Origin of the sequence: Aurantibacter sp. (assembly GCF_039941195.1) — a bacterium.
In the GTDB taxonomy this organism is placed as follows: Bacteria; Bacteroidota; Bacteroidia; order Flavobacteriales; family Flavobacteriaceae; genus Aurantibacter_A.
This window is the reverse complement of the sequence record NZ_JBDVFA010000105.1, coordinates 23,441-49,870: the sequence shown is the minus strand read 5'-3', so window position 1 is coordinate 49,870 and position 26,430 is coordinate 23,441. Positions and strand designations below refer to the sequence as shown.

General features: G+C 34.1%; 19 protein-coding genes. 5 read left to right on the top strand and 14 right to left on the bottom strand.

All coding sequences use genetic code 11. From position 1 onward, the window contains the following. Window positions 1–564: 564 nt before the first annotated feature. The 5 genes from ABJF52_RS18435 to ABJF52_RS18415 all read right to left on the bottom strand — a co-directional run bounded on the left by ABJF52_RS18435 (window position 565) and on the right by ABJF52_RS18415 (window position 5,457). Window positions 565–1,287, bottom strand: a complete 723-nt coding sequence (locus tag ABJF52_RS18435; RefSeq protein ID WP_348153556.1) for an SUMF1/EgtB/PvdO family nonheme iron enzyme — start codon at window positions 1,285–1,287, stop codon at window positions 565–567. A 20-nt stretch (window positions 1,288–1,307) separates the two neighbouring features. After that, window positions 1,308–2,531 carry a hypothetical protein gene (locus tag ABJF52_RS18430; RefSeq protein WP_348153554.1) on the bottom strand — a complete coding sequence of 408 codons (1,224 nt, stop codon included), beginning with the start codon at window positions 2,529–2,531 and terminating at the stop codon, window positions 1,308–1,310. A 123-nt stretch (window positions 2,532–2,654) separates the two neighbouring features. Beyond that, on the bottom strand, window positions 2,655–4,031 hold the full coding sequence (locus tag ABJF52_RS18425; RefSeq protein WP_348153552.1) for an NAD(P)(+) transhydrogenase (Re/Si-specific) subunit beta: 1,377 nt from the start codon (window positions 4,029–4,031) through the stop codon (window positions 2,655–2,657). A 7-nt stretch (window positions 4,032–4,038) separates the two neighbouring features. Next, a complete protein-coding gene (locus tag ABJF52_RS18420) occupies window positions 4,039–4,326 on the bottom strand; it encodes an NAD(P) transhydrogenase subunit alpha (RefSeq protein ID WP_348153670.1) in 288 nt (95 codons plus the stop codon). Between the two features lie 36 nt (window positions 4,327–4,362). Continuing rightward, window positions 4,363–5,457, bottom strand: a complete 1,095-nt coding sequence (locus tag ABJF52_RS18415) for an NAD(P) transhydrogenase subunit alpha (protein WP_348153550.1) — start codon at window positions 5,455–5,457, stop codon at window positions 4,363–4,365. 184 nt (window positions 5,458–5,641) lie between these two features. Here ABJF52_RS18415 and ABJF52_RS18410 point away from each other — a divergent pair, with 184 nt between their 5' ends. Beyond that, complete coding sequence (locus ABJF52_RS18410; protein ID WP_348153549.1) at window positions 5,642–6,889, top strand: ATP-binding cassette domain-containing protein; 1,248 nt, start codon at window positions 5,642–5,644, stop codon at window positions 6,887–6,889. Between the two features lie 27 nt (window positions 6,890–6,916). Here the strand turns inward: ABJF52_RS18410 and secDF are convergent, their stop codons facing one another. Both secDF and mdh read right to left on the bottom strand, forming a co-directional pair. Further along, window positions 6,917–9,895 (bottom strand): protein translocase subunit SecDF, encoded by a 2,979-nt coding sequence (secDF, locus tag ABJF52_RS18405; protein ID WP_348153547.1) that lies wholly within the window; start codon window positions 9,893–9,895, stop codon window positions 6,917–6,919. Between the two features lie 153 nt (window positions 9,896–10,048). Beyond that, window positions 10,049–10,975, bottom strand: a complete 927-nt coding sequence (gene mdh / locus ABJF52_RS18400; protein WP_348153546.1) for a malate dehydrogenase — start codon at window positions 10,973–10,975, stop codon at window positions 10,049–10,051. Between the two features lie 252 nt (window positions 10,976–11,227). Here mdh and ABJF52_RS18395 point away from each other — a divergent pair, with 252 nt between their 5' ends. Both ABJF52_RS18395 and ABJF52_RS18390 read left to right on the top strand, forming a co-directional pair. After that, window positions 11,228–11,596 (top strand): hypothetical protein, encoded by a 369-nt coding sequence (locus ABJF52_RS18395; protein ID WP_348153544.1) that lies wholly within the window; start codon window positions 11,228–11,230, stop codon window positions 11,594–11,596. A 448-nt stretch (window positions 11,597–12,044) separates the two neighbouring features. Next, a complete protein-coding gene (locus tag ABJF52_RS18390; protein ID WP_348153543.1) occupies window positions 12,045–12,413 on the top strand; it encodes a hypothetical protein in 369 nt (122 codons plus the stop codon). Between the two features lie 154 nt (window positions 12,414–12,567). Here the strand turns inward: ABJF52_RS18390 and gyrB are convergent, their stop codons facing one another. Continuing rightward, window positions 12,568–14,496: a DNA topoisomerase (ATP-hydrolyzing) subunit B gene (gyrB, locus tag ABJF52_RS18385; protein WP_348153668.1), complete on the bottom strand. Its 1,929-nt coding sequence runs from the start codon at window positions 14,494–14,496 to the stop codon at window positions 12,568–12,570. A 318-nt stretch (window positions 14,497–14,814) separates the two neighbouring features. Beyond that, window positions 14,815–16,479 carry an asparagine synthase B gene (gene asnB / locus ABJF52_RS18380; protein ID WP_348153541.1) on the bottom strand — a complete coding sequence of 555 codons (1,665 nt, stop codon included), beginning with the start codon at window positions 16,477–16,479 and terminating at the stop codon, window positions 14,815–14,817. A gap of 263 nt (window positions 16,480–16,742) precedes the next feature. On the opposite strand from asnB, the gene ABJF52_RS18375 reads away from it, so the two are divergent. Next, a complete protein-coding gene (locus ABJF52_RS18375; protein ID WP_348153539.1) occupies window positions 16,743–17,282 on the top strand; it encodes a DUF2911 domain-containing protein in 540 nt (179 codons plus the stop codon). 82 nt (window positions 17,283–17,364) lie between these two features. Here ABJF52_RS18375 and ABJF52_RS18370 read toward each other — a convergent pair whose 3' ends face one another. Continuing rightward, entirely contained in the window at window positions 17,365–17,769 is a 405-nt protein-coding gene (locus ABJF52_RS18370) for a hypothetical protein (RefSeq protein ID WP_348153538.1), read from the bottom strand. 144 nt (window positions 17,770–17,913) lie between these two features. Here ABJF52_RS18370 and ABJF52_RS18365 point away from each other — a divergent pair, with 144 nt between their 5' ends. Beyond that, on the top strand, window positions 17,914–18,693 hold the full coding sequence (locus ABJF52_RS18365) for an NIPSNAP family protein (protein WP_348153537.1): 780 nt from the start codon (window positions 17,914–17,916) through the stop codon (window positions 18,691–18,693). A 1-nt stretch (window position 18,694) separates the two neighbouring features. Here the strand turns inward: ABJF52_RS18365 and ABJF52_RS18360 are convergent, their stop codons facing one another. From ABJF52_RS18360 to ABJF52_RS18345, 4 genes are all read right to left on the bottom strand, one after another. Next, window positions 18,695–19,798 carry an OmpA family protein gene (locus ABJF52_RS18360; RefSeq protein WP_348153536.1) on the bottom strand — a complete coding sequence of 368 codons (1,104 nt, stop codon included), beginning with the start codon at window positions 19,796–19,798 and terminating at the stop codon, window positions 18,695–18,697. Window positions 19,799–19,940: 142 nt separating this feature from the next. Continuing rightward, window positions 19,941–21,374, bottom strand: a complete 1,434-nt coding sequence (locus ABJF52_RS18355; protein ID WP_348153534.1) for a hypothetical protein — start codon at window positions 21,372–21,374, stop codon at window positions 19,941–19,943. 142 nt (window positions 21,375–21,516) lie between these two features. Continuing rightward, entirely contained in the window at window positions 21,517–23,295 is a 1,779-nt protein-coding gene (locus ABJF52_RS18350; protein WP_348153532.1) for a TonB-dependent receptor, read from the bottom strand. Between the two features lie 6 nt (window positions 23,296–23,301). Continuing rightward, window positions 23,302–26,325: a tetratricopeptide repeat protein gene (locus ABJF52_RS18345; RefSeq protein WP_348153530.1), complete on the bottom strand. Its 3,024-nt coding sequence runs from the start codon at window positions 26,323–26,325 to the stop codon at window positions 23,302–23,304. Window positions 26,326–26,430: the final 105 nt, after the last annotated feature.

Here is a 26,430-nt window from a genome sequence, read left to right as displayed (position 1 = left end):
CAACAATTACACTTAACGCATTCACATGCAGTACAAGGACAACCATTTTCTAAACAATTATTACAATTACACTTAGCGCACTCACAATTAGTGCATTTACAATTATTCATACCTAAATTATTTTACGTTTCATTAAGTAGACCAAGAAAAATAAAAAAAGATACATTTAAAATTGATTTTTTTCAATCTCCGACCGAAGGTTTAACTATCTATATTTTAAAAATGCTTATAAATCTATTCCATATTTGCAACTACACCTACAACAATTATTTTCTAAATCATTTTTATCATCGGGTTACAAAGCGTAAAACAATTGAATGAATTTGAATGTATGCGGGTGCCTGTAAATTTTTCAATAGCGATAGACTATCTTTTCTATAGTGTTAAATTCGTACTTGATGACACTTATAAATTTTGCTCTTAAAGTTTTAACAGGAATTATAATCTATTCAATGTTCATTTAAAGGAAATAATTAGACAACCATAAAAGCACTACATATTTATCCTATGCTTTTAAATGAATATGGAGTGTTCCATTCACAATTAAATGATGCAGATTCAAACCTATTCAATATCCTTAACTAATCGCATACCAATTGGATAAGCTCTAGTATCAATAGGGTGAACATAATAGCGATGAAAGGTTGTGAAGCATGCAAAATTATTGAAAGTAGAGCCTCCTCTTATTACTTTATACTTTTCACCATATTCTTCCATGTTGTGCGTATTTCCTGGGTACTGTTGATACCAATCTGCAGTCCACTCCCATACACTACTTGCCATATCAAAACAGCCATAGGGACTAGCTGGTTTGGCTATAGATTGTCCCCGAGTATTCTTTTTCGAATAAATAACAAAACTATCATCATAAAAATCACCCCAAGGTAGCATTCTGCCATCCGTTCCTCGTGCAGCTTTTTCCCATTCTATTTCTGTCGGCAATCTTTTACCTATTGACTTAGCATAGGCATTTGCTTGATCCCAATTAATAGTAGCCGCTCTTTCACCATCGCCTTCATTATAGCTATAATTAGAATCGAACGTTGCATATTCCGCATTACTAACTTCATATTTATCGATATAAAAAGCAATCGTCTCTGCAATATGTTGCGGACTAGAATCTGGATCATCAATATCGCTACCCATTATAAAGGGACCAGCTGGAACATATACCATTCCCTCAGGAGCTGTGATTTCTTTTTCAGCTGCATTATCCGCGGCAATTATCATTAAGGTCACAATACTAAATATCGAAGCAGTTCCAATTTTCTTTAACCATTTTCTCATAGTTCTCTATCTTTTATGCATTACCAAGATGGGTCTATAAATCCAAAATATCTACCAAACCAATAGTTTCTAATAAAAGCTGTTGACGCATGATCATATTCAGTTTTTATCTCCTTTTTTGTTCCATCTTTATTGGGTACCTTAAAAGTTCTCATTCTTCTGGCGTGTCCATTCATATTTTTTAAGACCTCAATTCTAGCTGGATCCTCCATCTTCCCCTCTTTAGTTAATAAATCATAAAGCATAATATAGAAAATAGTACTTTCCGATTCAAATGTAATGTCCTTCCAAACGTGCCACTGTCGATTTAAAGTCATCCGATACTTATTGAGCAATTTTGGATTGTTTTCATATTTCATAACCATGTATAAACTTCTTACCGCATGGTAATCATCCCAAATATGACGCATATTTTCAGGATATAAATGGTTACTTAATAGCTGCCTATCGTCATAATGATACGTATCAATTAATAATTTATAAGCAGATGCAAACCTTGCTTCACCAGTAATTTGATGTGCCACCTTTACAGCAGCAAGTGCCACTAATGAATTCAATTTGTTATGTGGTAAATCGGGACACATATTTCCCCATAGAGTCAATTTACCATCCAAATCCATTATTCGAAAATTGTCATTAACGATTTTCCCTATAAAGCGACTGAGCAGACCTGAAACTTTTTCTTTTTGTTCTAGGTCTGCACAAAGTTCATAATACATACCTAATGAATGAAATACAGAAACTAACTTGTCAATACTCTGATCACCAAGCCAACGATAACCAGGCATGGAACTAGACGTGTGCCATTCATCATACCACATTTTTTCAAACCACTGAGGCTCTTCTGTCTTATAAAAACCTCTCGACAGTAACCCAGGCACCCCTGTAACTCGTTCTGCCTTTAAAATTCCTTCAAATACTTGATCTGCGATTTTTTTATCGGACTGCTTTTTGGTGATAGCATATTTACATGAATAAGCTACCAACATTTCCCCAGTAGCATCAATTAAATCTGAATGACTTCCAAAACCTGGCATATCTTTTCCTCCTGGAGGATGATACACTTGAAACATAATTGTTCCTTCATTCCAATGGTTATCTAAAGTTAAAGCCTCATACTTCTTAACTTTTACATGTAGCGGGTCATTAGCTTTCGGGTAGGTGTTGTTTTTTTGAGCGTTACAAACAAAGGATCCTAATAATGCAAACAAAAGTATCCAATGCCTCATAATTTTATTTGGCATTTATTAAGTTTAAATGATTTGTATAATTACTTGGTTGGTTTGGTAATTTTAATTCCTCCTAAAGATATGTATATATCTTCACTAACTTTTTAGTCAAGTTTAAAAATTTTATAGAAAATTTTATTACACCTCTTTTAACTCACGAAGAATAATCGCTATGCTTTTTTTGGCATCACCAAAAAGCATTTTTGTATTGTCTTTAAAAAATAATGGATTTTGTATACCGGCATATCCTGGATTCATACTTCTTTTTAAGACCACAACATTTTTAGTTTTTGCCAAGTTCAGAATCGGCATCCCATAAATTTTACTAGAAGGATCATCCAAGGCCGATGGGTTAACAACATCATTGGCACCTACAATAATAGCAACATCAGTGGTATCTAAATAACTATTAGCATCATCTAGATCTAATAATTTATCATACGAAACATCCGCTTCTGCCAACAATACATTCATATGGCCTGGCATTCTACCCGCTACAGGGTGAATAGCATATTTAAATTCAACATCTTTTTCATCCAAAAGCTCTTCTACTTCCTTTACTATTTTTTGTGCTTGTGCAACGGCCATTCCGTAGCCTGGCACCACACAAACGCGCTGCGAATAAGCCAATTGTACTGCTAAATCCGCAGGTGTTACTTCCTTAGCATTACCATGAACTTGATTTTCCGAACCTTGAGCGGATGAGAAATTACCGAATATCACACTCAATAAAGGCCTATTCATTGCCTTACACATTAATAGCGTCAAAATAATTCCGGAAGAACCAACTAAAACTCCACCAAGCAACATCAATTTATTATCCGTAATAATACCTGATACTGCAGCCGTAATTCCTGTTAATGAATTTAAAGACGAAATAACTACTGGCATATCTGCTCCACCAATTGGCGCCACAAATACAACACCATACAAAAGTGAAAACACAAGAAATAAAGCAAGTTGCAATGTAGTGAGCACACCCAGGTAAGCAAAGTAAAAAATAGCTCCTATTGTTACCATTAACAATACAATATTTAAAACAGTACTCAATGGAATTTTCAGATGTTCGTCTTTTAGTTTCCCACTCAATTTACCGTAGGCTATCACACTACCACTAAAGGCAACTAAACCTAGAAATAAGTTAAACAAAACAACACCTAAATCTAAAGCAGTTCCCGAAGATGTATTATTAATTAACCATACCAATGAAATTAAACCGGCAGATAATCCACCAAATCCATTAAATAAAGAAACCATTTCTGGCATTTCCGTCATGGCCACCTTTTTCGCAGAAACAATTCCAATAATAGCACCTACTAAAATTCCTAAACCAATATAGCCGTAATTATTATTTTGAGTTTCTAAAGGATAAAAAATAGCTATAACCACACCTAATGCCAACGCAATTGCGGCTAACAGATTTCCACGACTTGCAGAATCTGGATGTGATAATTTACGTAAGCCAATTATTAATAAAACCGCTGCTATGAATAATACTATATCAAATACTATCATGATTATTCTATTTTTTCTTGTTCTTTTTCTTATTGAACATTTCTAACATTCTACCTGTAACAGCAAAACCCCCAACCAAATTAATAGTACCCAAAATAATACCTAAGGTTGCCAAAATTAAAGCCAAATAATTCGTGGGTTCTGTAACACGAATAAGTAAGATAGCGCCAATTAAAACCACACCACTTATAGCATTAGAACCCGACATTAGTGGCGTATGTAAAACCGTTGGTATTTTTGATATTACTTCAAAACCTAGAAAAATTGCAAAAGTTAGCAGATAAATAATCTCCATATTTTGCTCTATAAATGTGATAATCGAATTCATTCTCTAATTTTTAGTTGGTCTAGCGATACATGAAGAAGTAAAAATTTCGTCCTCTTCAAGATCTGTTCTCAATTGTAATTCACTAGAAGTTATATACTTTAAAAAGTTAAAAACATTATTTGCAAAAAGTGTACTTGCGTCGACCACCGCAGCATCAGAAAGATCAGAATCACCAACAATTTGAACATAATTTTCGGTTACTACAGTTTTATTATTCTGCGAATATTCGCAATTTCCTCCTGCATCTGCAGCTAAGTCCACTATTACCGAACCTCTTCGCATGGTGTCAACCATTTCTTTTGTCACAATCACTGGAGCTTTATTTCCCCTTACGGTAGCTGTGCAGATTACGATATCTGAATTAGAAATAGCATCGAACATCATTTGGCGTTGCTTATCAATAAATTCCTGATTTTGCTCAGCGCCATAACCTTGATCCGTTGCCTGATTTGCACCTTCAACTTTTAAAAACTTTCCTCCGAGACTTTTTACTTCATCCTCAGTTTCTAATCTTGTATCAATAGCCTCCACAATTGCACCCAATCTTTTAGCAGTAGCGATTGCCTGTAAACCCGCTACTCCTGCACCGATAACAAAAACTTTAGCCGGTTTAATACTACCTGCAGATGTTATCATCATTTGCAAATATCGTGGCAACAAATCAGCTGCGCGCAACACTGCTTTGTAACCCGCAATAGAAGCCATTGAAGACAATACATCCATTGATTGTGCTATCGATGAACGCGGAATCATATCCAAACTAAAAGCCCATACATCTTGTGATTTTAATTTATCAGTTATATCCTTTTGAACAAACGGTTTAAAATGAGAAATATAAATTTGATCCCTTCTTAATAGTTCAATTTCTACATCAGATAAAACCGTAAATGAGATTAAAATATTTGCCTTTTCAAAAATATCAGCCCTCGTACAAATAGTTGCTCCAGCCTCCTCAAAATCGGTATTCGCAAAAAAAGAATTTCGTCCAGCCTCGTTTTCGATTAACACATTGTAACCATTGGCTATTAACTTTTTAACCACAACTGGTACAAGTCCTACCTTATTCCCAACTGTTTCTTTAAACACTCCAATTGTCATATTGTTATTTTTTTTGAGCAAAAACAAAATAACCTAAACTTTATGAGCCAACAATTGAATATCCTGTAATATATTAATCGTATACCTTATTTTTTGTGATATAATTTTAGCTTGATTAATTTGAATTAAATTTGAAAAGAAACTAGCGATACTTCGAATACAAATTACCTTACCAAAAGCTAAAATGAACAACAAAAATCACTGGGCTCTATTTATAGATAACAATTCTAACAAAGGTCATTTTATCACATCAATTTTAAATCGGAATCCACCAAAAGGTTTTGAAAGATTAAAGAATTTAAATGGTGTGTTATTTTCAAAAATTGCTTTGGCAAAATTTATTGACCTTGAAGATCGACATGGAAATAAAGTTATTACCGACACAGCTATACAAGCTTTAAAAACAATGTCTAGTGGGGAACAAAAAAAAGCTTTGCTTGCTCATATTCTAAAGAATAAACCAGATTATATAATACTAGACAATCCTTTTGACAATCTCGATGTAACATCACAGGCTAACTTAAAAGAAAAGCTAAAACAAATTAGCGATACTGTATTATTAATTCAAATAATTAGTAGAAAGTCAGATATTCTACCTTTTATTGATTCTTATTTCAAACTAAATAAAGAAGAAATAATAGTACTTAATTCTTTTAACACCAAAGAAAGCAAAGCTAAGTATAGATACTCAGGTACCATTCCATCACCGATAGAAAAATTAGTATATACCAATAATATATTAATTGAATTAAAAGGTGTCAACGTTTCCTACTTAGACAAACCTGTTTTAAAGAATATTAATCTAATAATACGAAAAGGAGATTTCTGGGAACTTAAAGGCAATAATGGTACTGGTAAAACGACTATACTTTCAATGATTACCGGTGAGAACCCTAAAGGTTATGGTCAAGAATTATTCATATTTGGAACTAAAAAAGGAAGTGGTGAAAGTGTATGGGATATTAAAAAGAAAATTGGATACTTCACCCCTTCTATGACTGATAAGTTTACAGGTTACCATTCCGTTGAAAACATGATAATAAGTGGCCTAAACGATTCTATTGGGCTTTATACTACACCAACAGAAATACAATTAAGAACGGCCAAGGCTTGGTTGCAATTAATTAACATGTGGGACTTAAGAACAAAACTTTTTCATGACCTTAGTATGGGGCAGAAGCGATTAATAATGTGTGCAAGAGCAATGATAAAACACCCTGTGCTTTTAATTTTTGATGAACCCACTGCTGGTTTAGATGATGAAAGTGCATCACTATTTGTTCGTTTGGTGAACAAATTTTCTAATGAAAGTGAAACCGCAATAATTTTCGTTTCCCATCGTACGGAACCTGATTTAAATCCAAACTATATCTATGAATTAAAAAAAACGGATCAAGGTTCAATTGGAAGCATAAAAAAAGCCACTAAATAGTGGCTTTTTTTATTTTAATTCTATTATTTATTGTTGACTACCGTCCTGAATCTTCTTCTTTAACGTATCAAACATAGTTGGTGTTGCGATAAACACAGAAGAATAAGTACCAATAACAACACCTATAATCATTGCAAACATAAATCCTCTTAAAGATTCACCACCGAATGTGAAAATTGCTAATAACACTACTAAAGTAGTTAAAGAAGTATTTAATGTACGACTTAAAGTGCTATTTAATGCTAGATTAATATTTGAACCACCTTTCCATCCTTTCTCATCAACAATCTCACGAATACGGTCAAATACTACAACGGTATCATTTAATGAATAACCAATTACCGTTAAGATTGCAGCAATGAAGGCTTGATCAATTTCCATGTTAAATGGCATAATCTTTCCAAAAATGGAGAAAACTCCTAGTACAATCATAACATCATGGAAAACTGCAACTACTGCTCCTAATGAAAATTGCCATTTTCTAAACCTAAATAAGATGTATAAAAAGACAACTGCCAAAGATCCAATTATCGCCAAGAATGCATTCTTTTTAATATCATCTGCAATAGTAGGACCTACTTTCATAGATTGCATAATTCCGATTGCTTTACCTTCTGCTCCAAGAACAAAGCTATCATATGACATGCCGTCTGGTAAATACTTTTGTAAAGAAGTGAATAATTTATTCTGAATCTCATTATCAACCTCAATACCTTCAACATCCACTTTATATGGTGTTGTAACTTTTATTTGATTTGCTTCTCCAAAGGTTTTCACCATTGTACCACTACCAAACACAGTATTTAGTTCTGAAGCAATTTCAGAAGGGTTCACAACTTTTTCGAAACGTATTTGATATGAACGTCCACCAATAAAATCTACACCTTGTTGCAAACCTTTTGTCGCCAATGAGAATATTCCAATCCCCACTAGAACAGCTGAAAAGATATATGCTATTTTTCGTTTAGATAAGAAATCAATTTTAATATTCTTAAACAAATTCTTTGTTAAACCTGTACTGAAATCTAATCTTCTTTCTCTACCACTTAAATACCAATCTACAAGTAATCTTGTAATAAATATTGCTGTAAATAATGAAGTTAGAATACCGATTAATAGGGTAGTTGCGAAACCTTTAATAGGTCCTGTTCCAAAAACAAATAAGATAATTGCTGTTAGACCAGTCGTAATATTCGCATCTAAGATTGAAGACAAGGCGTTACTAAAACCATCTTGAACTGCTTCACGCTTACCCTTACCTTTATCTAATTCTTCTTTAATCCGCTCAAAAATAAGTACGTTCGCATCAACTGACATACCTATGGTTAATACAATACCCGCAATACCTGGTAAGGTTAAGACTGCACCTAAGCTAGTTAACACTCCAAATATTAATAAAATATTGAAAAGCAACGCTATATCTGCAAAAATTCCTGCTTTACCATAATAGAATACCATCCATATTAATACAATTAACATGGCAATCATAAAAGACATAAAGCCACTATTAATTGCTTCTTGACCTAAAGAAGGACCAACAATCTCTGATTGAATGATTTCAGCAGAAGCGGGAAGTTTACCAGCCCGTAAAACGTTAGCGATATCTTTTGTTTCAGTAATTGTAAAATTAGGACCAGTAATACGTGTACTTCCACCTGAAATAGGTCCTGAAGAAACACCAGGTGCCGTATAAACTTTATTATCTAAAACTATTGCAATACCGGTTTGGTTATTGAATGCATCACCAGTTAGCTTCTCCCATTCCTTGGCTCCTCTAACGTTCATATTTACGCTAATGGCAGGCTTATTATATTCATCAAAAATATCACTAGCATCTGACACTACATCACCACTCATTCTTGGCACACCATCTCTACTTGCCTTTACAGCAAAAAGACGTACACGCTCTGCATTTTCATCAGCTGGACGCTCCCAGAAAAATTTTGTAAACTGAATTTCATTAGGTAACAACCTTCTTACTTCAGGCATTCTTAAATAAGATCCTACTTCTGCTGTATCTTTTACTGCAGCAGAACCAACTGCATAACCTAAAGGAGCCGGCTCAAATTTGCTTAAAAGAGGATTAAACTCATTTGCTAAATCCAATGAATCTTGAGCTACATCTGATAAAAGTGAATCAATTTCAGATTCTGCTTTTGTTATTGTTTCTTCTTCTTGTACTGTAGGCTCCAAAATATCCTTTAGCTTCATGTTAGCATCGTAGAAGAACTTTAGAATATTCTGATTACCTGTTTCGTAAGTTTCCCAAAACTCTAATTGTGCCGTACTTGACAAAAGGTCTTGTGCTCTTGCTATATCTCTTGCTCCGGGAAGTTCAACTAAAATACGCCCTGAATTACCCTCACGTTGAATATTTGGTTGTGTAACACCAAACCCATCAATACGCTCACGTAGTACTTCAAAAGCTGATTCTACAGATTCATCTACTTTTGTTCTTAAGATTCTTTTTACAGAATCATCAGTAGCATCGTCCATACTTCCAATCTCCTCACTAAGACCCTTTGTAAAAAAGATATCTGGTGAAGCTAATTTTGAATCTCCTTTAATGTTATCCCAAGCATCAAAAAATAAATCGAGATAAGTGTCGTCACTACTTTTTGATGCTAAATCAGCATCAGCTAAAGCCTTATTAAAAACTGGATTCTTAGTATTGTTGGCAAGTCCTTTTAATATATCCTTAACCGAAATCTGAAGTGTTACGTTAATTCCACCCTTAAGGTCAAGTCCTTTATTAAGTTCTTTTTTCTTGGCATCATTATAATCTGTATAGCCAAAAACTGAAACATCTCCGATAGAATCTAGATAACGAACTTCAAGATCTTCTCTTTTGTTGATATAATCATCTTCGCTTTCTGAGATGCGACTATTGGCAAAAACATTTGCCTCTTTTTCAACTTTGTTTGTAACAAACGTAAAGGATAGTTGGTAAATACTAACTAACCCGAACAAGAAAGCAAAAAGCTTTATAAGTCCTTTATTTTGCATTATTTAACTAAATTAATTGATTTTTTTCCTTACAGCCTGCAAATATATGCTTTTACTTAAGGATTAGACAACTTTATTATAAGATATTAGCAAAGCAAAAGGGCGTACCTTTTGTCCGATACGCCCTATTATGATGTATTTGTTCTGTATTTACTAGAGTTCTAAAAGACCATTTGTCTTAGAAACACCAGCCGCACTTTCTTGCATTTTAGCCTTTTCTGCTTCTGTTAATGGAATATCTACGATTTGTTCGATACCATTTTTACCTAAAATAACAGGCACTCCAATGCAAAGATCATTTAATCCGTATTCACCTTCTAAATAAGTTGAACAAGGAAACATTTTTTTCTGGTCGCAAGCAATAGCTTGAACTAATCCTGAAACAGCTGCACCTGGAGCATACCAAGCACTAGTTCCTAAAAGACCTGTTAGTGTAGCCCCACCCACCTTAGTATCTTCAGCAACTTGCGTTAAGCGCTCTTCTGATAAAAACTCAGAAACTTTTACACTATTTCTTGTTGCATGAGATGTTAATGGCACCATTCCTTTATCACTATGACCACCAATTACCATTCCATCAACATCAGATATTGGTGACTCTAAAGCCTCTGCTAAACGATATTTAAAACGCGCACTATCTAAAGCTCCACCCATACCAATAATTCTGTTCTTAGGCAGATCAGTAGTCTTATGCACCAAGTAAGTCATTGTATCCATAGGATTACTAACTACTATAAGGATGACATTTGGTGAATGCTTAATTAGGTTTTCCGAAACCGTTTTAACGATTCCTGCATTAATGCCAATCAATTCTTCACGAGTCATTCCTGGTTTTCTTGGAATTCCAGATGTTATAACCGCAATATCACTATTCGCTGATTTAGAATAATCTGATGTCGTTCCTGTAATTTTAGTATCAAAACCATTTAATGAAGCAGTTTGCATAAGGTCCATAGCTTTTCCTTCTGCATAACCTTCTTTAATATCTAATAAGACTACTTCAGAAGCAAAGTTCTTAATTGCAATATACTCTGCACAACTTGCGCCAACTGCACCAGCGCCAACTACGGTAACTTTCATACTTTTTTATGTTTTAAAGTGATTTTTCCTATTTTTTGGATATCAAAAATACTGATTTTAAAGCAACCATGTATTTTATCGAATCATTAATCGATAAAAATTGTCATTACAACGATCGATAAAATGCACTCTTGTTAAAAAACTCTGACTTACATCGAAGAAAACGATAAAATGATACCATACATCGAATCTTGCGAATAATAATTAGATGTATTACGTTTTAATAAAGGTCACACCCGAAACCTACTTATTATGAAACGTTTATATTCATTTTTAGCCATTTTAGCTATCATTTTTGCAGCTAACTGTACTAGGATAGAAGACAATAATGATCCAATCATTGGAATATGGAACGACAAGAGTTTTTCTGAAGCTGAAAAAAGTATCGAAACTCAAAGTCATGAATGGATTTTTAACGATGCGTATCTTGGAAGATACCAAAGTTACAACAACAATAAATTAGATTTTAAAACAGATTTTAAATGGTCTGAAGAAGACGGAGTATATACGATAACATACCCTGGAACAGATATGCCTTCTAATAAGGTTAGTATGACAGGTTCTATTGAAGGAGATATGTTAGAATTTACAAACGGTAGTCTTCTAGCCATAAGAGAATAATTGTAACCTACAATTCGAAACCTTCGATTACCCCCTAATGTTAAAACCCAGTGATTTTGTAAAAACAAAATCTCTGGGTTTTTAATTTTCAATATAATCGAAATACATTTTATAATCTGTCGTACGAAGTAAACCACATCTTCTAACAATTTTACATTAATGCAATGCAATTTTTTAATTGAAAATTAGAATACTTTTTTCTACCTCTTTTATTTACTAAAAATCTACTATTCACAATTGAAATGTTGACTTCAGAATCAATATGTATTTCATCGAATTTTTCATCGGATAAAACAGTCATTATACCGATCGACAAACTACACACCTGTTAAAAAACATATTCGTTCGTCGAAGAATCACTAAACAGGGTGTATCTCATCGAAACGCACTAATAATAGCACTTCGGAGCTCGTTTTAATAATGTCCCCTAACCTGAAATATTGAAATTATGAAAAATACAATCTCATTTTTCGCCCTAGTAGTAGTTCTTTTATTAACCAGTTGTTCTCAAATAGAAGAAAACAATGATCCTATAATTGGAATATGGAATGATAAGACTATTTCCAATGCAAATAAAAGCAATGAAAATGTCACTCATGAATGGACTTTTAATGATGCCTATCTTGGCAGATATCAACAATACAATAACAACGTATTAGACTATAAAACTGATTTTAGATGGACTGAAGATAATGGTGTTTATACCATAACATATCCTGGCACAGATTTACCTGAAAACAAAGTAAGTATGGTAGGTACTTTAGATGGTGACATGTTAGAATATACAGATGGTAATTTATTAGCCATAAGAGAATAATTGTAACCTACAATTCGAACCCCCTTTTACCTCAATTTAAAAAACCCTGAACTTTACGCTACATAAGTTTAGGGTTCTTTGATTTGTGCAAAGAAAAACCCAGCAATCTGCTGGGTTTTTTTATAAATTTAATTGATTTACAACCGATTAAAATTTAAACATCAATATTCGCGTAAACCGCATTTTTCTCAATAAACTCTCTTCTTGGCGGCACCTCATCACCCATTAACATGGAGAACACTCGATCAGCTTCTGTAGCATTCTCAATTGTTATTTGACGTAAGGTTCTAAATTCAGGATTCATTGTAGTATCCCACAATTGTTCCGCATTCATTTCACCAAGACCTTTATATCGTTGTATACTCACTCCGCCACTATAGCTATCTGCTATTTCATCGCGTTCTTCATCACTCCAAGCGTATCGCTTTTTTTGTCCTTTCTTAACTAAATATAAAGGAGGAGTAGCAATGTAAACATGACCACTATCTATTAACTCTCGCATGTATCTAAAGAAGAAGGTTAATATCAATGTTTCGATATGACTACCATCTACATCGGCATCACACATAATTACAACTTTATGATAACGTAACTTTTCTATATTTAAAGCTTTACTATCATCTTCTGTACCAATAGAGACACCTAATGCGGTATAAATATTTTTGATTTCCTCGTTATCAAAAACACGATGCGGCATCGCCTTTTCAACATTCAATATTTTACCACGTAATGGAAGTATTGCTTGAAAAAATCTATCACGTCCTTGTTTAGCCGTTCCACCTGCCGAATCTCCCTCTACTAGGAATACCTCACAATTTACTGGGTCTTGATCTGAGCAATCTGATAGTTTTCCAGGTAAACCACCAATACTCATAACCGTTTTTCGCTGAACCATTTCTCTAGCTTTGGTTGCAGCATGTCTTGCTTGTGCAGCAAGAATTACTTTTTGAACTATTATCTTGGCATCGTCTGGATGTTCCTCCAAATAGTTTGTCAACATTTCTGACACAGCCTGACTAACAGCAGAAGAGACTTCTCTGTTACCCAATTTTGTTTTAGTCTGACCTTCAAATTGCGGCTCTGCAACTTTTACAGAAACAATTGCTGTTAAGCCTTCACGAAAATCATCACCTTGAACCTCAAATTTCAACTTATCGAGCATTCCAGACGTATCAGCATATTTTTTTAGAGTACTTGTTAATCCTCTTCTAAAACCAGATAAATGAGTACCTCCTTCATGCGTATTAATATTGTTTACATACGAATGTAAATTCTCTGTATACGAAGTATTATAGGTCATCGCAACTTCCACAGGAATGTCATTCTTCTCGCCTTCCATAGAAATAACATTCTGTATCAATGCTTCACGAGTACCATCTAAGAATTTAACAAATTCTTTTAATCCTTCATCAGAATAAAAAGTTTCGCCAACATAACCTGTTTCACTTTCTTTATCCTTTTGGCGTTTGTCCATTATACTGATGGTAACACCTTTATTTAAGAATGAAAGTTCACGCATACGATTAGCAAGCGTCTCGTAACTATATTCTATAGTTTGCTTGAATATGGTTGTATCCGGACTAAAAGTAACAATGGTTCCTCGAATATCAGTTTCACCAATACTTTTAACTGGATAAAGCGCTTTACCTCTTTCATATTCTTGCTCCCAAATTTTTCCGTCTTTATGAACAGTAGCTCTCAAATGGCTTGATAGGGCATTTACACAAGAAACACCAACACCATGCAAACCACCAGAAACTTTATAAGAGTCTTTATCAAACTTACCCCCTGCTCCAATCTTAGTCATTACAACTTGCAGCGCAGAAACACCTTCTTTTTTATGTAACCCTACAGGAATACCTCTACCATTATCTTGCGTAGTTACCGAATTATCTTCATTTATAGTTACACTAATAGTATCACAATGGCCTCCCATTGCCTCATCAATAGAGTTATCTACTACTTCGTAAACCAAATGGTGTAATCCTCGCACGCCAACGTCACCAATATACATGGATGGTCGCATACGAACATGCTCCATTCCTTCTAAGGCCTGAATACTATCGGCTGAATAATCCTTCATTGGTGCACTATCATTATTTTGGGCACTCTGAGGTTTTTCGTTTTCTTGACCTTCGTTTTTAGCTTCTTCGCTCATAAATTATTGAGTTGTTTTCAATTCAAATTTTGCAATCTTACAAATATACGCAATACCCTATAAAACATAGTCTTATCAGACTTTATTAACCCCTAAGTTATTAACAACTATTGTGGAAAATTTGACACTGCTAAAAAAAGCATTTTCTGTACTAAACATCAATACTAGGACGAAGTTTACCAAAAGAAAAACCCTGCTAAAAAGCAGGGTTTTGACTTAAAAATCAACTATTGATTTAAATTTTTAATACGCTTTATCATGTACTTTAGCAATAGCTCTTCCTGAAGGCTCATTCATGTTCTTAAATGCCTCATCCCACTCTAATGCGATTTGTGTACTACACGCAACACTTGCTTCTTGAGGTACACTTAATGCAGCCGCATCGGAAGGAAAATGCTCTTCGAAGATAGAACGATAATAAAATTCCTCTTTGTTTTGCGGAGTTTGAATTGGAAATCTAAATTTCGCATTCGCTAATTGCTCATCTGAAACAGCTTCATCAACAACTTCTTTTAAGGTATCAATCCAACTATATCCTACGCCATCAGAGAATTGTTCTTTCTGTCTCCACGCAACACTTTCTGGCAACATATCTTCAAAAGCTTTTCTTATAATCCACTTTTCCATACGTTCCCCATTAATCATTTTATCTTCAGGGTTTAAACGCATTGCAACATCTATAAATTCTTTATCTAAAAACGGTACACGACCTTCAATTCCCCATGCCATCAAACTTTTATTTGCTCTTAAACAATCATACATGTGTAGCTTGTCTAACTTACGAACTGTTTCTTCATGGAATTCTTGGGCATTAGGAGCTTTATGAAAGTATAAATAACCTCCAAATATCTCATCTGCACCCTCTCCAGATAGTACCATTTTAATTCCCATAGACTTAATAACCCTTGCCATTAAATACATTGGAGTCGAAGAACGAATTGTGGTAATATCATAGGTTTCTATATTATAGATAACGTCTTTTATGGCATCCAATCCTTCTTGAATTGTAAATTTAATTTCGTGGTGTACTGTACCGATATAATCAGCTACTTTTTGTGCAGCTGCCAAATCTGGTGAACCTTCTAACCCTACTGAAAAAGAATGCAATTGTGGATACCATGCTTCTGATGTATCATCAGACTCAATTCTTTTTTGTGCGTATTTCTTAGCAATGGCAGATGTTACTGAAGAATCTAAGCCCCCAGACAACAATACTCCGTATGGCACATCACTCATTAATTGTCTATGCACCGCTGCTTCTAACGCTTCTTTTACAGCCGCAATACTAGTTTCATTTTCTTTTACTGCCTCATATTCGCGCCATTCACGATTCCACCATTTTACAAACTTACCATCACTACTAGACATGTAATGTCCCGGAGGAAAAAGTTCAATTTTGGTACAAACTCCTTCTAAAGCTTTTAATTCTGAAGCAACATAAAAAGTTCCATTTTGATCCCATCCAATATATAATGGAATAATTCCCATATGGTCTCTAGCAATAAAATACTCATCTTTCTCAACGTCATATAAAGCGAAACCAAAAATGCCATTCATTTCATCAATAAAATCGACACCTTTTTCTTTGTATAATGCTAATATTATTTCGCAATCAGAGGCAGTTTGAAAATTGTATTTGCCTTCAAATTGTTTTCTTAATTCGCGATGATTGTATATTTCACCATTGGCTGCTAAAACCAAATTTTTGTCTTCGCTAAATAATGGTTGCTGCCCAGATGCTGGATCTACAATAGCCAATCTTTCATGAGCCATTATAACTTTATCATCACTATAAATACCACTCCAATCCGGACCTCTATGTCTAATTTTCTTAGACATTTCTAAAACCTGAGGTCTTAAACCTTCTGCTTCTTGCTTTAAATCAAAAGCACATACAATTCCACACATAATCTAATTATTATCTAATTGAAAGGCAAATATGCGTCTATTAATTAAATATTGAAACACAAATACACATTTTGATTACACATTGTAATACTTTATTTGAATTTTTATATAATTTAATATTTTTGAACATAATTCAACGAGTAGAATATTGTATTATGTAAGTTGTGTAAAATTTAACGACTTCAATATTCCTAATTCTAGTAGATTGAATTAGTTTTAACTTTTCTAACTTTGGGATAAATCCAAGAAAAAACAAACACATTATGAGAAACTTACTTACTATCGCTTTTATGGCGATTGCTATGGCCTTCGCTACACAAGCGAATGCTCAAAATTTTAGCGGACTGGATAAAAGCCCTGCCGATATTGAAACTTTTCCATCTGGACATAAAAGTTCTGAAAAAAGTATAAAAGTTATTTATAGTCGACCTCAACTAAAAGGGCGTTCTGTTTCTGAATTAGCCAAAGCTGGTGAAGTATGGCGCACTGGTGCTAACGAAGCTGTAGAGATAACTTTTTACAAAGATGCTACCATAGGCGATTCTGCAGTCAAAGCCGGTACATATTCTTTATTCTCAGTTCCAGGTAGCACAGAATGGACAATTATTTTAAACAAAAACTTAAACCAATGGGGAGCTTATAGTTATGAAAAATCAGCAGATGTAGCTAGAGTTAAGGCTTCTGTAAGTACTAGTGGTGATTCGTTGGAAGCTTTTTCAATTGCTTTTGATGAAGCTGATGGCGGAACCAATATGATTATGGGTTGGGGAACTACAAGAGTTAGTTTACCTATTAAAATCTAATTAGGAAAAACTTAAATAAGAAAAACCGTCAGGCATAGGTTGACGGTTTTTTTATTTCCTAAATTCATCAAGTTTTATCAATTTATTTCTTACGAGTCCCGGTCATTGTAAACGGCCCTTGATCCGTATTACCTGACCCTGTTAAAGCATCTCCATCAATTACAATCTTCACATCTACAAGCATACCTTCAACATATAAATCAAAAGTAATTTCATTACCATTTACTTCAACATTATTAGTTGGTATTGTACCACCTGGCAATTCTAAATTCACATTATAATCACCTTTCAAATTAGTTACATGCATTACGCCATTCGCATAAGCTGGCTCTACTCCGGGCACATAATAATCCCATGAACCTAGAACTACATCCTTAACTTCCCTTAAAATCTCTAATGACTTCATTTTAAGGTTTGCTTGTAAAAAATTGGTTGAAAGCATTGTTGTAAACACGAATACTAAAAAAACTAATTTTATGAATCTCATATCTTTTGAATTTAGATTTAGCACAAGCAACTACCTGAGCCTAACAAAAATAACCTTTTTGTGAAATTGACCAAACTTTAATGATCTTAATAGGATATTCCAATTGGCTTCATTATGTTTAATAAAAATAACTTTAATACTATTATGAAATTTACATTCAAGCAACTCGCATTTATACTTGGCATTGCCTTGTTAATTAGCTCAAATACATCTGCACAGGATAACCAACAAGAATTTTATCAACTTAAAATATATTCTTTTGACAACGAACAACAAGTAGCAACCACAGATAATTACTTAAAAGATGCTTATTTACCAGCGCTCAAAGAAATGGGTATACCAACAATTGGCGTTTTTAAAGACCGAGATTCTGTTATTGGCAAAACATATGTTCTAGTTCCATTTAAAACTATAGATGATTTTCTTGCTACAAATGAGAAGTTGATAGATAACAAACTTCATAATACAAAAGGAAGTACTTATTTAGAAGCAGCTCATGATAATGCCCCCTATAAAAGAATTCAGACTATTTTAGTTAAGGCTTTTATTGATATGCCAAAAATGGAAGTACCTAAACTAAAAGGACCGAGAAAAGACCGAGTTTATGAATTGAGAAGCTATGAATCAGCAACAGAAAAACAACATATAAATAAGGTAGATATGTTTAATGCTGGTGGTGAAGTTCCTTTATTTGACAGTCTTGGTTTTAACGCGGTGTTTTATGGCACTGTTATTTCCGGTGCCAATATGCCTAATTTAATTTATATGACTACCCACGAAAATAAGGAAGCTCAAACAGCAAACTGGAAATCTTTTTCAGACTCACCAGTGTGGGCAAAACTTAAAGTTAGACCGGAGTATCAAAACAATGTATCACATATTGATAAATACAATTTATACCCTACTGATTATTCAGATTATTAAGCTATTGGTTATTCGCTTTTGAAATCACAAATTCGACACGACGATTTTGTTTACGATTGATTTCATCCTTATTATCTAGTAAAGGATTTTCACTACCAAATCCTTTACTGGAAATTCGGTTTTCACTTATTCCCGCTTGTTTTAAGTAATCTGCTACCGCTGCAGCTCTATTTTTAGAGAGTTCTAAATTATAATTTGGGGATCCTATATTATCTGTATGTCCATTAATAGTAACAAAAAGCATTGCATTTGATTGAAGATGATGCACTAACTTTTCGAGTTCTTTTTTCGAAGAAGTTAATAGAACTGAATTATCAAATTCAAAAAGCACATTTTTAAAAACGTAATTTTTATCAAGCTCAATATTCTTAGTTTCTTTTCCATTAGTTATTGCCACAAGTTGGGTTTCATGTATTGGTGGGTCTTCTAACACCACAGAAACCATATCTACATAATAATATGCACCTTGGTTGGCATTGCGCTTTGTTTTAAACATTCGCGTTCGCTTATTGCTTTTAAAATTCCCAATAACAATATACCGTTCATTACCCTTTGCTTTAAATTGGGTATGTACTAAAATCCAATCTTTTGTATCGGAATAGAAATTACTATATCCTATTTCCAAATAATGATATTTATATCCTTTTTGCTTGTACAAATGCATTTTAGACAATTCCTTTTTTATCTGCACTTCCAATTTATTGTTCGAAAACAATACACCAAACTCCTTTATTGCAAAATCTGATCGCTCAGCAAGACTAACATAGAAAGATACGCGATAATTTTTTCCCTTTATTAAAGGCTGCATTAATTCTACTTGTAAATACTCTCTATAATCATCTGGAGCATACAAATAAAGACCTGCATAACCTTTTCCAAAATTAGATGGTTGAGATCCATTAAAATTTTCTGGGGTACCCATTGCGGTACTACACGAATTAAAATAATCCGTTGATCCTAAGGTTGGTGCAGACCAATCTTGTAAATCGTGCTTTAAATTACCAAGTTTAGAAGGGCAGTTATCATAAGATTCGAAACTGGCATTCTTAACCAAGTTTTGTCCAATTATTGAAGCGCTTTTAAATAGACAAAATATTACAATCAAATATTTGAACTTAGTTTTATAACACATAAAGAACCTTTAACTAGTTCAAAATTAGAAATTTATAAACCTCTTAAGAGCAAGGCTATGAAACTTGGTAGTTTTACATTATAAATTTCAGAGCACCATAAATTAACAGTATTCCTTAATCAAAGCTATTAATATAATCTTCAATCAATGCCACACCTTCTGTATGTTTCATAGTTGTACCTGTATATGGCATTGCATAATTAGGAAATCCACTATTTATACGTTCTATTATATCAACTTTCTTATCCGAAATATTAGTTGAAGCGAAAGGTGTTTCAAATCTAAAATCAATAGTTTCTACTACCGGATTTCCATTAAAACCACCTGGTTGATGACAATGCGCACAATTTACCTCCATGTAAGCTCTAGCTCTATTTTCCAATGTTTCTGTAGTATCATCCCAATCTGGCAACACCACAATTTGAGAAATATCTGGAAGTCCACTTAACATGTTTTTATCTGCAAAACTTTCCAGTTGATTTACACCATTAATTGTTAGATTCATATTTCGTGTTTTTGGACCGATTGGGAAACTAGTTCCGTTGTTATTATGACACTGAATACATGCTGTCATATTCGGCACTTCATAGGCAATTGACTCCCATTCACCTTCACTATCTTTATAATCAACAATGACCACTTTTACGTCATCAGACTCTTCTAATATAGCCTCAGTTTGAGCATCATTCCAAATGTATTCACCCATCTGCCAACTTCCACTCTTTTTAATTAACACGCGGGTTTCAATTATCTTTTTCCCTAATGCTTCATCTCTTACATCATTTAAATAATAGAACGTTTTTGTAATTACTGAATTATCAGGAAATTCTAATAAGCCTTCGCCATTATAGGTCATTTCCGCATTTTTTGGAAGTGAAATAGAACGTAATTTAAAAGCGTAATCAGTGTATAGTGGTGTTATTAAATCATATTCATGTGACGTACTATTAAACTTTAAATCTGAAATTGGGCCATTAAAAATTTTTAATTCAGAAAGATTGGGTAACAACTCCGCCACCGCAAATACACGATCATCAACATAGGGATCTGTAGCATTAGTTACTTCATCTCCATTTGATACGCCATCACCATCACAATCTGCTGCAGACCAAATGGCATTGCTTGCATTATATTGGTCATAATTAGCATCATGTGCAGGATCACAAGGGTCATTCTCATCAGTACCATCAATTGTCTCAACTGAATCTAACAATCCATCTCCATCAGTATCTAAATCATCTACATAAGGATCAGTTCCATTTGTAGCTTCATCACCATTGGTTATACCATCATTATCACAATCGGCTGCTGCCCATATTGCATTTGCAGAATCGTAAGCCGTATAACCCGAAGCAGGTATTGGGTCACATGCATTATTCTTATCAGTTCCATCGGTAGTTTCTTTACTATCAAAAATACCATCGCCATCAGTATCAACCTCAGGAGTAGGTGTGGGCGTTGGCATTGGAGCAGGTGAATCTGAAGAACAAGATAAAAGTCCTATAATTACAAAGAGTAATAAGACTTTAAAATTTTTTATTGTAAACATGTACAAAAAATTTTCGTTTAAATAGCATAACAAAAATACTGAAACCTCAATAATAAACGAACTATAAAGGGTTAACCTGCTTACTTTTAACGATTAACTCAGGTATACTTTAAATATAATTGTTGAACTTATTACTCAACCACTAAAAATCGAACTTATAGGTTGCACCAGCTAAAATTTGAAGCCCTTGAACTTGATAATTCGACCAACGTTGGTAGTTGTTATTTGCAATATTCGCAGCCTTAGCAAAAATTGATAGTTGTTTATTTAAACGATATCCTATATGGGCGTTAGCATCAAAATAACTATCTAATTCTATAATTTCAGATGCAAATAAATTGGCCGGAGTACTTGGAGATGCTGTTGACGAAAGATCACTTCGCTTACCTACGTAAAACAAATTAGCTCCCATATACCATTTCTCTCCAATTTGATAATCCATAAAAAAGTTTCCTGTTAAATCAGGTAAGTTCCAAGCTGGGTTATCTGTTTCAGTATTATACGAATAATACTCTGCATTTACACCTAAGGTGAAATTCCGATTCACATCAACACTCAATTCACCAAAAACACCAAAGGTTTTTACATCATCATAAAAAACATCAAATGAATTTCCAAAAACATAAGGTCCTTCTCCTCTAAATGTATTTATTGGGTTCAATTTGTACAAGGGCAATCTGTTTTCTGCCTTATATGAACCTTTAATATTATAGCTTAAATTAGTTAACAATTGTCCTTTCAATCCAACATAAGCATCGTATTGCTGATCGGTTGGCTGCATAGATAAAGTTGGCGATACAAACGGATTTTCTTCAACAAATTCATAATAAGAGTTTTGTCTTAAATCACCTACCACACCAGCGTATGCAATTGCCACTTCGTCTAACAAACGATAAGATGCCGTTACATCTGGATAAATATGAAAGCTACCATCGCTATTTTCCAAATCCATTCCATAAATAAATTTCGCTCCTAATCGTAGCGTTAAATCATCTCGCAAAATTTTTAAATTAGGATTCAGTCCTACTTGTAAATTATTGTAATTAATCTCTCCTGTATTATCTGTGCTATTTAAACTAGCATTAGCAAACTTACCATTTACCCAATCTACTTTAGCCCCTAAAGACAATTCTTCATCGGTAATTGGAAAATCAAATACTGGTTCGAAAACTACACGATTCTCTCCAGATTTATACTTATCCCAAAAACGACGATATAATAATTCTCCACTTTTAAAAAAGGAGTCAGACATATTTAATTTAGACCCCACTTCAGCCATAAAGTAATTCTGTCGAGCATCCTTCTCATCCACAGTTGCAAATTCTAATGCTCCTTCGGGTGTACCGTACCAATTGTATAATTGGTGTTGAAAACCAACATTTGCGACCCAATCAAAATCGCGGTCACGTCGTGAATATGAAGCGTCTAATTTTGAATCGGAAAATACATTGTCGAAAGTAACCTCATCAAAATCGCCACGAGAGGAATTATGCGTTAGACCTACATCCAATCGATCTTCACGACCCACAGATCTACTCGTATAAAAATCTGCTAAAACATTACCGGGATTACCCGCCCCAACGGAAGCATAAGAATTATACAAAATTGGAGGAGGTGTTTTCTTTACTGTTGCTGCTTTTCCTTTTGAAGGGGTAAATGTTGATGCCACAGGAACCGAAAAAATACTGTACTCTATTTCCTTTTTTTGAAGGACGATAGAATCGTTCATATCTGGCAATGATTTTATCTTAAACGCATCCGAAATTGTAGGGGTATAAGCCTTGGTTACTGTTACCGTTTCGGTACCTAAACCATCTTCATCATCACCTTCTTCCTCTTGTGCCGATACATTTACACTCCAAAGAAAAACGGGAATAAAGATTATAAATATATGTTTGTACATTTCTGTTCTCAATTTCATTTTGTTCTAGTTACCATTTGGATTAACCGAAGAATTGCTCTTAGATTCTTTTGCCTTAATCATCGCTAATTCACTTCGTGCTTCAGAAACAATTTCAGGATATTGTGTAAAATTAGAAGTCACATTTTCAAGAATATAGGTGGCTTGATAAGCATCGCCCAAAGCATAGAAATTTTTTGCCATTAACACCAATCCTTTTCCTCCCCATTCTTTATAACTCGCATAATCCTTCGCTAGTTTCTGAACCGATATATTTGAACCCTCATGGTCTTGCGCTTTAAATTTAAAATATGCATCGTAGTACAATGCCTCAGCAGCCAAACTACCACTAGCAATTTTCATTACATCCTGATAAGCACTCTCGGCTCTTGCCTCATCATTTGTTGCAATCGCTGAACGCGCAATAAAAATTTGAGCATCACTTTTAATTCTATTATCAATTGATGGTGTTGCTAAAACCTTCTCTGCGTAGGCGATAGTTTGGTCGTAATTCTTTTGTTCGTAATAACCTTTCATCAAATTACTTTGCGCAAATATTTTATTTTGCTGAATGTTAGCCTGACTCTCCAAACGCTGTAAATATGGTAAAGCTGTACCATAATCATTTAGACCAATATATATTTCACAAACTCTAGTTAATGCCTGTTCGGTATATTCACCCGCCCCTGTATCAGCCACGAATTTATAGTGTGGTAGAGCTGTTTCTTTTTGTGATTTACCAAAATACAATTGTGCTAAATTAAAATGCGCATTTACACTATGTGATCCATTTGGAAAATCTTTCAAATACTTTTCATAAGCACGCATAGCAGCATCTTTATTTCCATCTCGTAATTGTTTTTCTGCTGATTCGTATGTCGCATTATCTAATTCGGAATCTGTTACCTCAACAAAATCTAAATCACGCACCCAAGCTGCATATTCATCTACTCTACCAGTGTCAACATATATTAACTTGGCAGTAGCCACAGCCTGTATAGCTTCTTGAGTTTTTGGAAATTGATTTACTACAGATTTAAATCGTTCTAATGCTTTTTCATTATTACCCGAGTTATAATATACCAACCCTTGTCGCATCATTGCTTGCGGCACCAAAGAGCTTCCTCCGTATTCATTAATCAACCTATCATAAGATTGTAAACCTTGTGCTTCTTGCCCCGATGTGATATAGGTATTACCTAGTTCGTAAAGCGCGTCATCTTTTAAAGTGGATTTCGAATATTTTGAAACAAAACTTGTTAGCTCTTGTATTTTGGTATCTTGTTTACCAACAAATCCATAACTAATTGCCTTATGGTAAGCTGCATAATCCTTCTCCGGACCCGAGAGTGCAAGTGCCTTGTTATAGGTTTCGATTGCTGGCCAATATTTGCTGGTAACAAAATAACTATCACCCATACGTAAATAGGTGTCGTACAATTTATGCGTGTCATTAGTTCCAGAACCGGCATAACTATTATAACTAGCTATTGCCTGCCCATAATCTTTAAGTTTAAAATAGGTGTAAGCCAGATTGTAATCCAATTCTTTTTGCTCATTTGTACTGGAAGATTGTGGATTACTCTGGAAACGTTTAAAACCAGCTAGAGCTTCATCAAACCTATTCAACATATAATCAGATTCTGCCTTCCAGTAATTCGTTCTTGCAGTAAATAAAGGGTCTTCGGCGCTATCTAAAGATTTTTGAAATGTAGTTGATGCTCCTTCATAATCTGCAGCTACAAAAAGTTCTACACCTCTATAAAAAGCTACGCGCTGATACGTCGCCTTACTGGCATAATTTCTATTCTTTTCCAGCAAGTCCATTGCTCCTTGAAAATTCTTAGAAGTAATATAAGAATCAACCAAAAGACCTTGCATCTCTTGTGTGTTTTTTCCATTCGGATATTTCTCTAAATAATTCGAAATCACTTGAGGTACTGGCTCATAGGCATTACCTATTTCATAACTTAAACGGGCATAGTTTAAATAGGCATCTTGCTGTATTTCGGCACTAAAATCCATTTGAGTAGCATTTCTAAATGCATTTAAAGCTTCTTGTTTTTTTCCTAATTTCAAATAACATTCTGCTAAATGGTAATAGGCATTTTGCGATACACTATTTGTACCGCCAATAATTTTATTGAATTGCTGTTCTGCGGCAGTATAGTCACCTTGCTTGTAATGTGCATAGCCTAATAAATAGTAATCTGTATTACTCCATTTACCACGCTTACCTTTATATTCCTCTAAATAAGGAATGGCATTATCATATTGATTTAAATTGAAATAGCTTTCACCTATAATTTTATTTAATTCAGACACCTCTTTACGATCTGCCTTTGGAAGATACTTTTTCGCCAATCCAATTGCTTCTTCAAACTTCCCAAGCTTAAAATTCATATCAGCTTGGTAATAACTCATTTTCTCTTCTAGAATTTCTGGATCTGTTATTTCATCGAAACGTTCATTAGCACCTTCATAATCATCTTCTTGGTAAGAAATGTATCCTAAATAATATTTTGCCTGCGAACCATAGGTTGGAGAATCCACAACTTTATTTAAATATTTTTCCGCTTCCTTTGTTTTTTTTGAAGAATACAAAGAATACCCATAATTAAAATTAAAGCGCTCCATTTCACCTCTAGAAAGTGCACCTTGATCCACGCGATTATACCATTTTAATGCATAAGGATATTTCCCGGTTTCAAAATAATATTCTGCTACATCTGCAAATGCATTATTCCTTTTTGTTGACGTCGGATATTGTTCAACAAAATCTTCCATTAACCGATCCGCACCTAATTGATTTAATCGTACAGCGGCATTTGCCTCATAGTATGCGCTATTTGATTTGATTTCGCCATCCTCAGAATTGTTCTTTACTTTCTGAAATAAAGTTTGAGCAGCTTGGTATTGTTCATTATTGTACAATGCCAAAGCATCTTGATACATCTTTTGATCGTGAGTGTAGATTTTAGTTTCTTGGGCGTACCCATTAAAAACCATCCCCGAGAAAACGAGGATTAAAGCAGTGATTCTTTTTAGCATAGTGTTCTGACTAACCTTATATTAATTTTAATAACGTCAAATATTGTACCTAAGTATATTTTCGAAGGCTTTTCACTGTTATTTATTGACTGAGTATTGATTTAT

Bases quoted from the DNA above. Each gene is read 5' to 3' on its own strand.
- mdh (WP_348153546.1), bottom strand. From the start codon at position 10,975: ATGAAAGTTACCGTAGTTGGCGCTGGTGCAGTTGGCGCAAGTTGTGCA.
- ABJF52_RS18350 (WP_348153532.1), bottom strand. From the start codon at position 23,295: ATGAAATTGAGAACAGAAATGTACAAACATATATTTATAATCTTTATT.
- ABJF52_RS18370 (WP_348153538.1), bottom strand. From the start codon at position 17,769: ATGAGATTCATAAAATTAGTTTTTTTAGTATTCGTGTTTACAACAATG.
- gyrB (WP_348153668.1), bottom strand. From the start codon at position 14,496: ATGAAGGATTATTCAGCCGATAGTATTCAGGCCTTAGAAGGAATGGAG.
- ABJF52_RS18355 (WP_348153534.1), bottom strand. From the start codon at position 21,374: ATGTTTACAATAAAAAATTTTAAAGTCTTATTACTCTTTGTAATTATA.
- ABJF52_RS18395 (WP_348153544.1), top strand. From the start codon at position 11,228: ATGAAACGTTTATATTCATTTTTAGCCATTTTAGCTATCATTTTTGCA.
- ABJF52_RS18435 (WP_348153556.1), bottom strand. From the start codon at position 1,287: ATGAGAAAATGGTTAAAGAAAATTGGAACTGCTTCGATATTTAGTATT.
- ABJF52_RS18415 (WP_348153550.1), bottom strand. From the start codon at position 5,457: ATGACAATTGGAGTGTTTAAAGAAACAGTTGGGAATAAGGTAGGACTT.
- ABJF52_RS18410 (WP_348153549.1), top strand. From the start codon at position 5,642: ATGAACAACAAAAATCACTGGGCTCTATTTATAGATAACAATTCTAAC.
- ABJF52_RS18420 (WP_348153670.1), bottom strand. From the start codon at position 4,326: ATGGAGATTATTTATCTGCTAACTTTTGCAATTTTTCTAGGTTTTGAA.
- ABJF52_RS18375 (WP_348153539.1), top strand. From the start codon at position 16,743: ATGAGAAACTTACTTACTATCGCTTTTATGGCGATTGCTATGGCCTTC.
- asnB (WP_348153541.1), bottom strand. From the start codon at position 16,479: ATGTGTGGAATTGTATGTGCTTTTGATTTAAAGCAAGAAGCAGAAGGT.
- secDF (WP_348153547.1), bottom strand. From the start codon at position 9,895: ATGCAAAATAAAGGACTTATAAAGCTTTTTGCTTTCTTGTTCGGGTTA.
- ABJF52_RS18390 (WP_348153543.1), top strand. From the start codon at position 12,045: ATGAAAAATACAATCTCATTTTTCGCCCTAGTAGTAGTTCTTTTATTA.
- ABJF52_RS18430 (WP_348153554.1), bottom strand. From the start codon at position 2,531: ATGCCAAATAAAATTATGAGGCATTGGATACTTTTGTTTGCATTATTA.
- ABJF52_RS18365 (WP_348153537.1), top strand. From the start codon at position 17,914: ATGAAATTTACATTCAAGCAACTCGCATTTATACTTGGCATTGCCTTG.
- ABJF52_RS18345 (WP_348153530.1), bottom strand. From the start codon at position 26,325: ATGCTAAAAAGAATCACTGCTTTAATCCTCGTTTTCTCGGGGATGGTT.
- ABJF52_RS18425 (WP_348153552.1), bottom strand. From the start codon at position 4,031: ATGATAGTATTTGATATAGTATTATTCATAGCAGCGGTTTTATTAATA.